Genomic DNA, 15,126 nt, shown 5'->3' on the forward strand with positions numbered 1-15,126 from the left:
CATTTTCTGTCATCGGAGTGCCAGTGTAAATATGCAGTTGAACTTATAAAGTAAATGAATTACAGGACATATGAATCCAAACACAGAGAAGGAGGGCTTATCTTTGACAGAGAAACCATCCCTTTTGCTTCAGGAGCAGGAGAAGAATACAAATACCAGAACTGACCCTAGTGTTCGATCTGAACTGACTTACGATCAGCGCAGCTTCATCATGAATGGAGAACGAGTATTTCTGAACAGTGCCACCATTCACTATTTCCGCATGCCGAGGGAGGAATGGCGGGAGGTATTAATGAAGGCGAAGCTGGCTGGCATGAATTGCATTGATACCTATTTTGCCTGGAACGTGCATGAGCCGGAGGAAGGACAATGGTCGTTTGAAGGAGACCATGATTGCGGAGCTTTTCTGGACCTGTGTGCAGAGTTGGGCATGTATGTAATTACAAGACCGGGACCATTCATATGCGCCGAATGGGATTTTGGCGGATTTCCGTATTGGCTGGAAACGAAGCAGGGAATCAAGTTCCGACAAAATAATGAAGCCTATCTGCATTATGTAGATCTGTATTTTGACCGGATCATTCCAATCATTCGTGAGCGCCAGCTATCTGCCGGAGGCACGGTTATTCTCGTACAGGTCGAGAACGAATACGGATATCTGATGGATGATGCAGCAGCAAGTGCCCATATGAACCATCTTCGGGACAGCCTGCTTCAGCGCGGGATCGACGTTCCGCTGATCACCTGTGTAGGTGGCGCGGAGGGCACGATTGAAGGGGCCAACTTCTGGTCAGGGGCTGACGGGCATTATGCGAAGCTTCGGGAGAAACAGCCGGATACACCCAGGATCGTTACGGAGTTTTGGACGGGATGGTTTGAGAATTGGGGTGGGCCTTCTGCCATTCAGAAGACGGCACCATTGTTTGAGAAACGCATGATGGAGATTCTTCGCACCGGGTATACCGGAATCAGTCATTACATGTTCTACGGCGGAACCAACTTTGGCGGATATGGTGGCAGAACCGTGGGCAGCAGCGATATTTTCATGATTACCTCCTACGACTATGATGCGCCGCTGAATGAGTACGGGCGGGTAACGGCCAAGTATGCTGCAGCCAAGACGTTATCCTATTTTGTGCATGCGTTTGGCGCATTGCTGATGGAGACGGAGGAAGTACCGGCAGAGCAGATCAAGGTACGTCATCCGCAAGGCGTTTCTATGCGAGGCAGGTCTAAAGGCAGCGAGAAGATATGGTTCCTGGAGAGTCACAAGGAGGAGCGTGAGACGTTCCATGTCACGCTGGAGGCAGGCCGGACACTTCCCGTAGCCCTTGACCCAGGGCAGATTATTCCGATACTGGATCGGGTGGAGATTGCTGAAAATGTATACCTGACAGGCGGCACGATGATTACGGGCAATGAAGTGGTGAACGGAGAATTGACCCTGTTCATCGTTGCGGAGGCAGGACAGCGTTCAGTTGTGGAACTCGAGACAAACGCCTTGAATGTACAGGGCAGCAGCATGCAAGTACTGGTTGAACATGATCTGTTAAACAGAGCCTATCGCTTCGATCTGGTACATTTCCGTGAGCCTGGCATCATTCATCTGGAAGCGAGTGGTGTCCCCATCCGGTTCGTGGTTCTGGACAAGGATACGATGGATCGTACGTGGAGAATCGATGGAGGGGGCGAGCAGGATCAGCTGCGTTATGCAATCGGATTTGATGATGTAGATGTCTCCCTTTCCGGGCAGGTCACGGGTATGATCTCTGATCCGAATCGGACGATTGTGCTTCTCGGCAGTTGGACTGAAGGTGAACGGACGTTGACTGGACGTGAGTTCGTATACGGAGAAGGAGACGACGCGAAGAGCGGCATGCAGGATGAACATGTTCAGGAGTCATCTGCTGCAATTCAGCATGCTCCGTTCACAACGCCGCCAATGCCACCGAGGCTGCCTGATTCCCCTGAGTTGTCTCGTGTGACATTGACAGCGGATCAGCATTCTTCGGGTGGGCAACCCGAGCACTTTTCTCAGTACGGACAGGATTTCGGGTATCTGTTATACGAGTGCGAGTTCGACCGTTCAGTCGATGGATTGACCACCCTCCTTCTGCCGAATCTTCAGGATACGGCGAGAATATATGTTAACCGGGTGGAGCAGGCACTGGTTCGTCAAGTGGGTGCAGCGGGTGTTCAGGTGCAGGCGACGAAAGGAAAGAATACACTTCAGGTGCTGATACAGCATATGGGCAGACTGAACTTTTCTCCATATTTGGGTGAAAGCAAAGGTCTGACAGGGCCTGTATATATTGGCGGTTCCGTTCAGGACATACGCCGGGATTGGCATTCGAAGCATGGGATCGTTCACCTTGATGAAGTGAATCATTTTCAGGATGCCCCGCTTCTAAGCAGAGTCTTTACGCTGGATGGCATGGACCGTGCGATTCTCGTTGGCGCTGTGAGCCAAGGATTCCGTATTAATGGCATGGAAGTACCAATGGAAGGATATCAGGACTGGTTTTCGTTCAACACGTTGGATCTTTCCCCTTACTTGCGACCAGGAGAGATCAATACGCTGGATATGCCTTACAGCAGAACGCCGCTGAATCGGCTGGAACTGCTTCTTTACCGGAGTGAAGATGAGCTGAGGGATTGGCGCATGGCAGGTACGGATGTCTTGCTTCCACAACAATGGGGATTATATGAGCCACCGAAACCGAACAATTCAGGTCATCTCCATTCTTATCTGGAGGACGCGGACTATAGTGGCAATTGGAATGCCATCTCTGTGGGGAATGGCTCGTACGGTCGACCCGTCTGGTACCGCTGGCGCTTCTCCAAGTCAGCTGTGCCCGAACACTTCCGAGTGCACCTGATGCTTCGCCTTACCGGGATGAGCAAGGGAACACTTCATCTGAACGGGCACCATCTGGGACGTTACTGGCAGATCGGTCCGCAAGAGGATTACAAAATTCCGGTATCCTGGCTGCAGGAGGAGAATGAATTGCTGTTATTTGATGAGGAAGGCCGAACGCCAGAACGGGTACGGTTCTTGTATGATAACTTGTCCCAGTATCCATGGGTTGTGGTCAAATAGATCATTTTTAATGGTAACAGTACAACATATCAACCAGAGCTCCACAACCGCTGGTGTCTCGACCATTCAATGGGCAGACAATGGTGGAGCCAATCAGCAATGGGGTCTGGTCAAAGTGAATTAGAAATGGCTGTTCGGCGTGTTTATTTGGACTAAACTCGGTTAATGGTACTCCTTTCTTGAAACATGGTGCGCGCTCGCTATACCACACGGCACGGTTCAAGAAAGGAGTTTACCCCGATATATGGCTCCCAAATCGGGAAGGGCAAATCGTCCGAGATCCTGATCCGTATACCCTGTTTGCACCAAGTCAGACAATATTTTGCCCACTGCACTTGCAAATTTGAAGCCATGACCGGAGAATCCGCCTGCCAGCCATACATGGTCATGGGCAGGATGACGGTCGATAATAAAATCTTCATCCGGTGTGAACTCGTATTTGCATACCGCACCACGCTTCAGCTTTCCGGCTGCCAGTGGCATCCGAAGTTCAAGCAATCTTCGCAGATCACCCTCATCCGTTTCATTAGAGCCAAATGGAGCCAGTGTACCGCCTGGTACCCACTCCTGTCCCGTATCGTGACGTCCAATCTTCAGACCCGACCCGCCAATGATCGGAAATCCATAATATCCGCCTTCTTTTCCAGCCAGCGTGAAACCGGGAAAGTGATCCTCGGCGAATAATGCATTCGGTGCGTCGAACCATCCAACGGTTTTGCGTACAGCTCGAATGGGAAGATCCACGAACGGTTTCAGCGTCTGAAACCATGCTCCGGCACTGAGAATAACCTGGTTCGCATAATACATCTCGCCAGCAGATGTGATGACTCCAACAGAATCTGCGCTGCACTCAATATGTTCAACACGTGTATGCGTCAACAAGGTAGCACCTAATGCTTCGGCTGCCTGACGGAAGGTGAGCACGCACCGTTCACTGAACAAATATCCGGCATCAGGCTCATACATTCCCTCGTAATGTTCGGGGACTTTAATGCCTGGCCAGCGTTTCATCATCTCGGCTGCGCGCAAGGTTTCATATCGAATTCCCGCAGCGTCAGCGTGGGTTAAACGATTGTGAAAAGAATGGATGTCCGGGTCAACTATATTCAAAACGCCCGATGGTACAAGCAATTTGGCCCCGGTAGTATCCTCCAGTTCTTCCCACAGTTCCTGCGCCAGAAGGGCCATCGCTATATAATCAGGTCCCCCGCTATACACGTGGCGGATAAGCCGGGGTTCTCCGTGATGGCTGCCCTCCGTATGCGGAGGATCAAAGGCATCAATCAGCAATGTTTTTAATCCACTGCGCGAAAGATAATAACCTGCACTCATACCCATCGATCCGGCTCCAACGATAATGACATCATAGGAATGTGATATAACCATCCCTCCTTCCGCTTATTTTTCAGAGACCAATCTTATACAGGATAATCTAGTCTTCAAATCTACGGCAGTCAATAGAACGGGTTATAGAGAAAGCCGATACGACAATAGAAAATTTTGATTAAGGATAAAGTTGTATGTATACCAAAAGAGTGGTAGAGTTTTGAACTAAACATTCCGACCTGATTAGTCGGTATTTCAGTTCTCTGTATTTTCAAATGAAGAACAAGGAAGGTGAAGTCAACGTCAACGAATCCAACACAAGCGTCTGGTTTTCCCAGTCAAACCTATGCCGAAATTGTACTTGAACCCGCCTATAACCAGGCCACACAGCATCTGCTGAACCCCATGATGGCCGTAAACAAAGCACATCTGATTATGCTCCGTGAACAACAGATCATTCCCGAGCAAGAGGCGTTCCACATCGCTTCGGCGATACAGAGTCTGGATGTGGATGGGCTTCGAACGAGCGAATATTCCTCCCACGTTGAAGATTTGTTCTACCAAGTCGAAGTTGAACTAGAGAAGCTTGGGGGACCATCCGTTGGAAATCTGCATTTAGCCAGGAGCAGAAACGATATGGGGATCGCCATTTATCGTATCGTACTGAGGGAGAAGTTGAACACAGCCATTTCCTCAGGGCTGTCACTGCACCGAAGTCTAAGAGAATTTGCATTACGTCATATCGATACCCTCATGATTGCTCACACGCACACCCAACAAGCCCAGCCGACAACACTTGCCCACTACATCTGTGCCGTTGGCGATTCCCTTGAACGGGATCTTAATCGGTTGAAATCCGCCTATACAGGCTGCAATCGCAGCAGTCTTGGTGCGGCTGCTCTCACCACTTCTGGTTTTCCAGTCTGCCGAGACCGGACCGCAGAACTGCTTGGCTTTGATGGCATGATTGAGAATGCCTATGATGCCGTCAGCGGTGCGGATTATGCAGGTGAAGCCGCCTCTGTAACCCAGCTTGCAGCTATCAATCTGGGGCGTTTCGTTCAGGATCTGCTGTTATGGTGCACGCAGGAATATGGTGCATTAATTGTAGCTGCCCCTTACGTTCAGATTAGTTCAATTATGCCGCAAAAACGGAATCCGGTTTCCATTGAACACGCCCGTTCACTCCTTTCAAGTGCCAAAGGGGATGCAGCAGCTGTTCTTAATACGATGCATAACACCCCCTTTGGCGACATTGTAGATACCGAAGATGATATGCAGCCCTATGTATGGAGAAGTCTGAATACGCTTGAATCCGTATATCGCTTGCTGTCCGAAGTGATGGATACCCTTAAGGTCAATGTGTCATTGCTGCGGGAGCGGGCAGAACGTAGTTTTGCCATGGTTACCGAACTTGCAGATACGCTGGTCCGCACCGAAGGATTGTCGTTTCGGCAAGCTCATTCCATCGTGAGCCGCATTGTAGCACAGCTGACGGAATCCGGTACTTCCATTTCGGGATTGAACTGGGATGTTGTGAATACAGCGGTGCAGGAAATTGCTGCCAAGCCGCTTGCTTTAACCGTTGAGCAATTAGAGGAAGCGATATGCCCCGAGCATTTTGTACACATTCGACATGTGCGTGGTGGCCCCAATCCGGAGGAAGTGGCAAGAGCAGTGGAGGCCCAAGCACTACGTCTTAACGCACAGGAACAATGGAGTCTCGACACCGCCAATAAACTCCGTTCCGTAGATGCGAATCTGGATCTAATTCTAAACGGCTGGCTTAACAGAACTTAACGGAAGGAGCAAAATCAATGTTCGCCAATCCCGACTTTCGAGTTTTTGATATCCATGCCCATCTGCCCTATAAACTTTTGTTTTCCTCATATAAAAACCATGAACTGGTGACGCGATATGGCAAGGAACGCAGTGAGCGAATGCGACTAACCTGGGATTTCCCGGCGGTGGAGGAGCAGGGAGAGGAAGCAGCGCGGCCGTTAATCGAACGGTGGGTAGATGAATTGGACAAATATAATATTGCCGGACTTAACTTCCTGACGGCCCTGGACAATGGCAACCTGGCTGAACAAATATCCTTATACCCGGATCGCTTTACCGGTTTCGCCTATCATCCCATTGAAAATGAAGATGCATCCACCGAGCTGCGTCGGGCGGTTGATGAGCTCGGATTGCGGGGATATAAGTTGTTTGGCCCTCTCACCCAGATTCCCTTTGACGCTCCTTCGCTTGATCCGGTGTGGACGTTTCTTGCAGAGCGGCGCCTGCCTGTCCTGATTCATTTTGGCATGCTTGGTCATGCCGGAGGCATCGTTCATCATCCCAACATCAATCCGCTTGCCATCTTTAACACGGCCCGGGCCTATCCGGATATTCCGTTCATCATCCCTCATTTTGGCGCAGGGTATTTCCAGGAGCTTCTGCATCTAAGCTGGAGCTGCCCTAACGTCTACATTGACACATCGGGTTCCAATCAGTGGGTACGCTGGATGCCCTATGAGCTGAACCTGGAGACGCTATTCCGCAAAACATACGAGCTGCTGGGTCCGGAGCGAATTATCTTTGGAACGGATGCGAGTGGATTTCCGCGTGGTTATCCCTATCGTTATTTGCAGGATCAGGTCCGGGTATGTCGTGAACTTCGCTTCCCTGAAGCGGACATCGAACTCATCTTCGGAAATAACGCGAGACGTTTGCTGAAGCTGCCTGTTGGCAAAGCCGTCGGTTCCATCAACGCGTAAGTCAAGGCAATAGAGAACGTTATAACACTTTTGTTGCAAAAGAGGGGAGAGTGGCTTCACTTGACGGAATCCGGTTACTTTTCATTCAGACCAAGCAAGACCCTGCAATTATTGGTTGCAGGTTTACTTTTATTGAGCATTACAGCTTGCTCAACCAAGCCATCCGAAGAGTCTGGTTCGGCAGGTGTTACCACTTCGGGTGACCAGACGGAGCCCATCACGATTGAGTATTGGCAGTACGAATTTCCAGCCAAGGTTGAACTGATCAATACTTTAATCCAGGAATTCGAGACTGAACATCCCAACATCAAAGTCAAACAAACCAATTTTCCGTACGACCAATACAATCAAAAGGTTGCTACTCTTGTTCCCGCCGGAAAAGGACCGGATGTCATCAATCTGTATTACGGCTGGCTGCCCAAATATGTGCAATCCGGTTATTTACAGCCGCTGCCTGAAAGCAGCTTTCCGGGCATCGCCGAGGCGTTTTTCCCTTTTGTGGATACAGCCAAATTAAATGGAAGCTATTATGCTTTGCCTACAGGCGTGAGAACGCTGGGGTTATTCTATAACAAGGACCTGTTCACCAAGGCTGGACTTGATCCCGACAAACCGCCTACGACTTGGGAAGAGCTTGTCTCGGATGCCAAGGCATTAACGGAAACGGACAAAAACGGCCAGTTGGTGACAGAGGGTTTCGCGTGGGAACCGGGTTCCCAGCTTCATCACTGGTTCCGAGACGGATTGTTATATCAAGCGGGAGGCAAAGATACGAGCGAGGATCGTCGGAAAATCCTGTGGAATGATACCCCCGCAGGGCTTGAAGCATTCAAGTATCTGGTTGATTTTGCAACCGTGCATAAGGTGGGCATTAACGGCTTTTACACCGATGATGCCAATGCGTTCAAAACGGGCCATGCCGCCATTAACGTGGATGGTTCATATCGATTGGGATCTATCCAAAAAGACGCCCCCGATTTGAACTTTGCTGTCGCACCGCTGCCGGGTTATAAAGGAAAATCCACACAGGCTTCATTCTGGGCCAATGCGATTCCAGCCAATGTTACCGGAGAGAAGTTGGAAGCAGCGACCACATTCCTACAGTTTTTGATCAGCAAGGGCGTTCAGGAACAATGGGTGGAGAAGGTCGGTGAACTTCCCGCACAGAAAGAAGTAGCTCTTCAGGATAAGTATGTGAATGACCCGCTGCTTGGCCCTTTTATCTCCCAACTGAACGATGCCAACGCCCACTTTTTCATTGATGAAACGCAGGAGCGTACATTGTTTGTGAACGCTGTGGATGAGGTGCTGCTTAATCATGTGCCGGAAGAACAGGCATTCAATGATCTGGTGGCCAAAACCCAGAAGCTCTATGACGACTACTGGGCGAAACAGGATAAGAAAAAATAAGCTCTCATTCAAGGAGGCTGCGCAGCTATGAGGACTACCGGGGTGATCCCTTCGCGGCCGAAACGGCGTTTATGGTTCGGATCGGGAATTGGAAGACTCAATTACAGACATAAACAGCGGTTATTCATTTATGGCGGTTTGTTGATTCCGCTGATCTATTTTGTAGTCATCCGCATCTTGCCGATTTTGTATTCCTTTAACGTAAGCTTTCGCGAATGGGGCATGCTGTCACCGGATAAACCCTTTGTGGGCTTTGATAATTATGCGACGTTGCTAAGTGACTCTCTATTTCTCAAGTCGCTGGTGAACACAGGAATCTACGTCGTTGTTGGTGTACCTGCACAGTTGATTGCCGGATTAATCGTGGCTCTTCTTCTCCAGCAAGTGGTGAAGCTGCGCGGATTGTTCAGGACGGCCTACTTTATCCCGTATGTAACCAGTGTAGTGGCGGTAAGCTGGATATTCCGGTGGCTGCTGATGAAGAACGGGATTGTAAATGCTCTATTTATAGAGTTGGGCCTTGGGCCGCAATCTTTCCTGTATTCGCCCACACAGGCCATCTTCTGGATTATTGCGGTGATGGTATGGCAGAATATCGGATTTCAGATGCTCATTTTCCTGGCGGGTCTGCAAAACATCCCCAAATTGTATTATGAGGCGGCAGCCATAGACGGAGCCACGGGCTGGCAGCGCTTTGTGCATATTACGATCCCTCTGTTAAACCCGGTCATGCTCCTCTCCGTCGTCATGGCAAGCATTGGGTTCCTGCAATCCTTTACGCAGGTACTGAATATGACTGGCGGCGGGCCGCTGGACTCCACCATATCCGTCGTGCTACATATATACAATTTGGCTTTCAAGAGTTTTGATATGGGTCTGGCCTCGGCGGCAACCGTCATTCTGTTTGCGATCATATTCATGCTGACACTGGTTCAGCTTAAAGTGCTGGGCGGTCGTTTTCGACAGGAGTAAAAGGAAAGGACGGTGCTTTTCAAGCATGAGCAGATCTGCCGCATGGGCCGATACCCGAACGACACTCCGCTGGAAACGTTCCGGGTCACTGATCAGTTATGGTTTACTTACGCTCGGACTTGGGTTGATGGTGTTTCCATTTCTATGGATGATTTCGACGTCGTTCAAGACGCTGGATGAAATCTACTCTCTGAGCCTCATCCCTTCCAGAGTCACATGGGATAATTATGCGGCCATTTTTCAGGGAACCCCATTTCCCCGCTGGATGTTGAACAGCTTATATGTATCCGTCATTGCCACCGTGAGCGTCTGCGTATTTGATTCCATTACGGGATACATTCTGGCCAAATTTACGTTCTGGGGGAAACAGGCAATCTTTGTACTCATTCTGAGTACATTAATGGTGCCGACTGAAATGCTGATTATTCCATGGTATCTGGTATCCAGTAGTTTCAACGGTATGGATACGTACTGGGGTATTCTGTTTCCAGGTTTAATATCCGGGTTTGGCATTTTTCTAATGAAGCAATTCATGGAATCCCTTCCTTCGGAATTACTGGACGCGGCACGAATTGATGGTATGGGAGAATGGGGCATTTTCCTTCGGATCGTTGTTCCGCTGGTAAGGCCAGCGTTTGCCACTCTCTGCATTCTGACATTCCTGGGCAGTTGGAATTCATTCATCTGGCCGCTCATTATTACGCAGAGTGAGGAGATGTTTACGATTCCGGTCGGGATGGCTTTCTTCTCCAGCGAGGCCAAGGACAGCAGCAACTGGGTGCAGATTATGACTGGAGCAACACTTTCAGTTCTGCCATTGATCGTCCTCTTTCTGTGCTTCCAGAAGCAGATCATTCGTGGCATTGCTACAACAGGTCTCAAATAGCATTAAAGCATCGGACATGTTTTATAAAAAAACAAAGCCGGTAACTCCTTCAGGGATGCCGGCTTTCTTATATGTTGTTAAGCGTAGTAGAATATACACAGGGTACAATCTAGTATGCGAGCAGCAGCGTTGTTGGGTGGATTGTATCCTGATATTTGTGGAGCTGACAAAGGAGACAAAGCATGAGCAATCCATTTACTTTTAAGCAATTCCCGCTAATAAAGACCGAACGTTATACTCTGCGAGCAGCAGAGGAGAAGGATGCACATGATCTTTATGAGCTATATTCGAATGAAGCGGTTGTTGAATTTATGCCGTTTACCCCTTTTGAATCGGTGAAAGATGCAATGGATGAGATGAGCTGGTATGCGAAGATTTTCAGGGAGCAGACCGGTTTACGCTGGATGATTGAAGATGGCGAAGCGAGAAAAGTCATTGGCACCTGTGGGTTTCTTAGTAGGGAAGAAGTACATAACCGGGCTGAGATCGGATACGATCTGCACCCTGCCTTTTGGGGCAAAGGTGTCATGTCCGAAGTGGCGCGTGCTGTTCTGAATTTTGGATTCATGGACCTGCAACTGAACAAGATCGAAGCGAAAGTGGAACCCCAAAACCAGGCTTCAATCCGATTGCTGCACAAGCTTGGTTTTCAACAGGAAGGGTTACTGCGGCAGCATGAGTTTGAGAAGGGCAGATACATTGACCTCGCGGTATTCTCCAAATTAAGAAGTGAGTTATAAGTTGTACGATTAAGTATTATAGCTATGGAAAAAGCCGTGGTTTCCCACGGCTGAACGAAGCCGGATAAATGATCCGGCCTTTTGGTATATCATTCTTCGTTCAATCCGGCTTCCAGTGCCTTGCCTATGGCTTCAAGCCGGGTAGCGACGCCGAGTTTGCTGTATATCCGGTTAATATGGGTTTTCACGGTCCCCATCCCGATGTTCATTCGGTCTGCAATTTCACGGTTGGCGTATCCACGTGTCATCTGGGTCAACACCAGCCGCTCTTTGGGGGTGAGGAGACCGATGCCTTCTTGGAAATGAGATTGAGATGCTGCCCTGGTTAGGGTGCCCATGTTGAATGCTCGCAGGACCTGCTTCACATAAGCTATCGAAGGTTTGTTCCTCATGCTTGATCCATGGCTTGACTGTATCTGCAGATAAGAAGTGATCAAACCGGCCGCTGCGGTTCTTTCTTGAACAAACAGGCTGGTGAATCCTTCGGCCTCTGCGAAGTGGAGCGCTTCGCCCATATGCAGGAGAGCGGCGTCCATACGTCCTGCTCCGGCCAGCGCCAGTGCATGAAGCAGGCTTGCCTCAATAGCTTCAATGGGCCGTTTCTCCTGTGCAGTCAGCTGTTCAAGCCGTTCAATTAACGGCAGCGATTGCTCTGCTTTTCCCAAAATGATGAGGAAACGTGCCAATTGCAGATAGATATGCAGGTGATAGATCGATATCGGATCAGTGACAGACAGCCGCCAGCGTGAAATCCAATCCAGAGCAGGCTGGGATTCACCGCCCATCAGTGACATTCGTGCGAGTTCACCTTGCACATGGATCAGCGCTTCCTCCATTTGATGTTCCTCCAGCTCGATCAGAGCGGAGCTCAGGTACTGTACAGCTTCATTGCTCCGCTGCTGGAGTGTAAGACTTTTCGCCATATAGATCCACCCCGGAAGGCTGATACTCACGCGATGTTCTCCATCTCCGAACTGTGCAGCAGCTTCCATACCGAGCTGAAGATAACGCTCAGCTTCCACTGCCTCGTTCCAATGATAATGCAATTCCCCAAGTCCAATATAGAGCCATGCCAGCACGGGCTGATTCAGGTTCCGGACAAGTTCAATGATGTGTAGAAGGAAAGGCTTGACAATGCTTCTGGCAAGCTGACCACTCTGTCCGCGGAATGCCCCAAGCATGGAAGGGTGGGCAGGACCCTCGAACATGCCCAGAATGAAGTTACCCATATGAGGCAGCTGTGCCTGGAAGTGCTGGAGATTGTTCAGTGCAGCCAGATTATTTTGCTCATTGAAGGTAGAGTAGAGCGAACGCATCAGCACAAGATTGCCCGTCACCGAATTGTGCTCCACCTCTGTCCATTGTGCACCATCCATCTTGAGCCTGCGCTCCATCTTTCTCAGTTCCGACTCAAACAGCACAGTCTGTCGTCCAAACAGCAGTGTGAGCAGGTAGGAGAAATGTAGTGAAGGTCTGGCGAGAAGTACATATTCGGGCAAGGCCGCCAGCCAGGTGCCGAGGGTGGACCATTCACGTTTGAGTGTGCGATCCGCCATCTTTTCCAGCAGATCCGCGACCTGGTCATATTCTCCGGCTTTCAGCCAGTATTCAATGGCTTCCTCCGGCATGTGCTGTGACATGCACCACTCGGCTGCCCTCCGGCGTCGCTCATTCGCTTTGCCCGGAGATACTTTCATGAACTGCGCAAGCAGGAAGGCCGAGAACAATGAATGGAAACGATACCAGCCCCCTGTACCGTGCAGCGGAATCAGAAACAGGCCGGATTTCAGGGCTTCCTCCAGCATAAGTCCGGGCTGTTGATGTTGGCTAACTGCTCCGCACAGGGAGGAATTCAGCCGTGGAAGCACGCTGCAATCCATCAGAAATTGCTGCATGTCTGGAGCAAGTTCATGGAACACTTCCTCCAGGAGATAGGATTCGAACAGCCGATGATTGTTTGCAAGCTCTTTGAGTACATGATGTGCACTCTGCTTCTCCATCGCTAGGGCGGCCAGCTTCATGGCGGCAATCCAGCCTTCTGTGCGGTTTACGAAGGAACGTGAGGTCTGTTCCGGCAGATCCAGCTTCATCAGATCACGGAAAAATAAAGCACCTTCCTGCTCCGTAAATCGCATATCGTCAGCCTCAATCCGCAGTACTGCCTGTTCAAGCTCCATCTTGGCCAGTGGAAGAGCGGGTTGTTCACGGCTGATCAGGATAACATGCAGGCTGGAAGGCATGAACTCCAGAAAATAAGCAAAGGATTGCCTAAGCTCGGCCTCCTGAATGAACTGGAAATCGTCCAGTACGATAATCAAAGGTTTCGCCAATCGGCTGAGTTCATTCAGTAAATACACCATCGCCATCTCGCTGTCCCCGCTGTGAAGCAGGTGCAAGAACGGTTTAATCTTCGTACTGAATTCAGGCAGGACGGATTGTATACCTGCTGTGATATACTGCCAGAAACGGCTTAACCCGTTATCTCCTGTGTCCAGGGAGATCCACATATTCGGCTGTGTAATGTGGCTGCACCAGCGACTGACAAGCGTCGTTTTTCCATATCCGGCAGGGGAGATGACCAAGGTCAATTTTCGGAAGAGCCCTTTATCCAGTACAGTGTGCAGACGTTCACGCTCAAGTGCTGGCACATGGCGGTAAGGCAAACTCAGCTTGGAATGAAGTGTCAGGGTGTCGGTGGACATGATTTCGGATGAATGCGCGGCAGTTTCCCGATGTTGCTCATCGTTAGGTTGAGGTGATGACATATATATTTCCTTTCTTTATCGTTCGAAGTGTACACCCGCATAATTCGACAAAAGGTGCCGGTTTTCCTTTTCATCCCTGAAGGAATAAGAAGTGTATTATCCATATCGGACCCGGCAGATCGTCCATAGCATCATTAACATGCCTTATATATAATCGGAAATTACAGCACATCCATGAGGAGGAACACGTTGTTCAGAATGGACTGCATATCATTTCCGGGCCTCCAGCCTTGTCCTTCCGAATTCGCCCATGCTATATTGGGGAGATGTGAGGAGATGAGGATATGAAGCTGGTGTCCTGGAATGTGAATGGATTGCGGGCATGTGTTACCAAGGGATTCATGGATTATTATTACGAGAGTCAGGCTGATATTTTCTGTGTGCAGGAGACCAAGCTGCAGGCAGGGCAGATCGAGATGGATCTGGGAGAAGACGTGTATCAATACTGGAATTATGCTGTCAAAAAAGGATACTCCGGCACAGCCGTTTTTACCCGGATCAAGCCGCTATCCGTCTGGTACGGGATCGAGGAAGACAGCGAGCCGGAAGGTCGCATGATTACGCTGGAGTTTGATCATTTTTATCTGGTGAATGTATATACACCCAATGCGAAGCGGGATCTGACCAGACTTCCTTACCGTCTGGAATGGGAGGATCGGTTCAGAGGGTACGTGCTGCAATTGGAGCAAACCAAACCGGTTATCGTATGTGGTGACCTGAATGTAGCTCATCAGGAGATCGACCTGAAGAATCCGAAGCCGAATCTGGGCAACTCGGGATTCACGCTGGAAGAGCGAGGCAAGATGACCGATCTGCTGGCGGCCGGATATGTGGATAGCTTCCGCCATTTGTACCCGGATCGCACGGATGTGTACAGTTGGTGGTCGTACATGCCCAAGGTAAGAGAACGTAATGTTGGATGGCGGATCGATTATTTTCTTGTATCCAATCAACTGGCTCCGAAGGTATCAAATGCGCATATTGATTGCCATGTAATGGGCAGTGATCATTGCCCGGTGGGTTTGAGTTTACAACTGTAGCTCGCGCAGGAATGGGCTATATGAAAATCAATATCATGAAAACCGCAAGTTTCCGTTAGGGGAGATTTGCGGTTTTTTGGCGTTTGTCTTTGCGTTTCCTCAGGTACAGGGAGGTTCAAGGGTTC

General features: G+C 49.7%; 10 protein-coding genes. 8 read left to right on the top strand and 2 right to left on the bottom strand.

Annotation, left to right across the window (positions count from 1 at the left end; translation table 11 throughout):
- The first annotated feature begins 103 nt into the window (after positions 1–103).
- Positions 104–3,100 (top strand): beta-galactosidase, encoded by a 2,997-nt coding sequence (locus tag PPA03S_RS20055; RefSeq protein ID WP_062325580.1) that lies wholly within the window; start codon positions 104–106, stop codon positions 3,098–3,100.
- A gap of 219 nt (positions 3,101–3,319) precedes the next feature.
- Here the strand turns inward: PPA03S_RS20055 and solA are convergent, their stop codons facing one another.
- Complete coding sequence (solA, locus tag PPA03S_RS20060; protein ID WP_062325582.1) at positions 3,320–4,486, bottom strand: N-methyl-L-tryptophan oxidase; 1,167 nt, start codon at positions 4,484–4,486, stop codon at positions 3,320–3,322.
- 231 nt (positions 4,487–4,717) lie between these two features.
- Here solA and argH point away from each other — a divergent pair, with 231 nt between their 5' ends.
- The 6 genes from argH (at position 4,718) to PPA03S_RS20090 (ending at position 11,196) form a co-directional block, all read left to right on the top strand.
- On the top strand, positions 4,718–6,226 hold the full coding sequence (gene argH, locus PPA03S_RS20065) for an argininosuccinate lyase (protein WP_062325584.1): 1,509 nt from the start codon (positions 4,718–4,720) through the stop codon (positions 6,224–6,226).
- 17 nt (positions 6,227–6,243) lie between these two features.
- Positions 6,244–7,188, top strand: coding sequence for an amidohydrolase family protein (locus tag PPA03S_RS20070; protein ID WP_062325586.1), 945 nt, complete (start codon positions 6,244–6,246; stop codon positions 7,186–7,188).
- Positions 7,189–7,248: 60 nt separating this feature from the next.
- Positions 7,249–8,598, top strand: coding sequence for a sugar ABC transporter substrate-binding protein (locus PPA03S_RS20075; RefSeq protein ID WP_062325588.1), 1,350 nt, complete (start codon positions 7,249–7,251; stop codon positions 8,596–8,598).
- Between the two features lie 27 nt (positions 8,599–8,625).
- Entirely contained in the window at positions 8,626–9,570 is a 945-nt protein-coding gene (locus PPA03S_RS20080) for a carbohydrate ABC transporter permease (RefSeq protein WP_082704235.1), read from the top strand.
- Positions 9,571–9,595: 25 nt separating this feature from the next.
- On the top strand, positions 9,596–10,456 hold the full coding sequence (locus PPA03S_RS20085) for a carbohydrate ABC transporter permease (RefSeq protein ID WP_062325590.1): 861 nt from the start codon (positions 9,596–9,598) through the stop codon (positions 10,454–10,456).
- A gap of 182 nt (positions 10,457–10,638) precedes the next feature.
- Positions 10,639–11,196 (top strand): GNAT family N-acetyltransferase, encoded by a 558-nt coding sequence (locus tag PPA03S_RS20090; protein ID WP_062325592.1) that lies wholly within the window; start codon positions 10,639–10,641, stop codon positions 11,194–11,196.
- Positions 11,197–11,285: 89 nt separating this feature from the next.
- Here the strand turns inward: PPA03S_RS20090 and PPA03S_RS20095 are convergent, their stop codons facing one another.
- Positions 11,286–13,898 (bottom strand): winged helix-turn-helix domain-containing protein, encoded by a 2,613-nt coding sequence (locus tag PPA03S_RS20095; protein ID WP_217998956.1) that lies wholly within the window; start codon positions 13,896–13,898, stop codon positions 11,286–11,288.
- 347 nt (positions 13,899–14,245) lie between these two features.
- Between PPA03S_RS20095 and PPA03S_RS20100 the strand changes: the two genes are divergently transcribed.
- Complete coding sequence (locus PPA03S_RS20100; RefSeq protein WP_062325596.1) at positions 14,246–15,001, top strand: exodeoxyribonuclease III; 756 nt, start codon at positions 14,246–14,248, stop codon at positions 14,999–15,001.
- The last annotated feature ends 125 nt before the right edge of the window (positions 15,002–15,126 follow it).

This window comes from Paenibacillus pabuli NBRC 13638 (genome assembly GCF_001514495.1).
Classification (GTDB): Bacteria; Bacillota; Bacilli; order Paenibacillales; family Paenibacillaceae; genus Paenibacillus; species Paenibacillus pabuli.

Coding starts and splice junctions, on each gene's coding strand:
- solA (WP_062325582.1), bottom strand. CDS start 4,486: ATGGTTATATCACATTCCTATGATGTCATTATCGTTGGAGCCGGATCG.
- PPA03S_RS20070 (WP_062325586.1), top strand. CDS start 6,244: ATGTTCGCCAATCCCGACTTTCGAGTTTTTGATATCCATGCCCATCTG.
- PPA03S_RS20080 (WP_082704235.1), top strand. CDS start 8,626: ATGAGGACTACCGGGGTGATCCCTTCGCGGCCGAAACGGCGTTTATGG.
- PPA03S_RS20085 (WP_062325590.1), top strand. CDS start 9,596: ATGAGCAGATCTGCCGCATGGGCCGATACCCGAACGACACTCCGCTGG.
- PPA03S_RS20090 (WP_062325592.1), top strand. CDS start 10,639: ATGAGCAATCCATTTACTTTTAAGCAATTCCCGCTAATAAAGACCGAA.
- PPA03S_RS20095 (WP_217998956.1), bottom strand. CDS start 13,898: ATGTCCACCGACACCCTGACACTTCATTCCAAGCTGAGTTTGCCTTAC.
- PPA03S_RS20100 (WP_062325596.1), top strand. CDS start 14,246: ATGAAGCTGGTGTCCTGGAATGTGAATGGATTGCGGGCATGTGTTACC.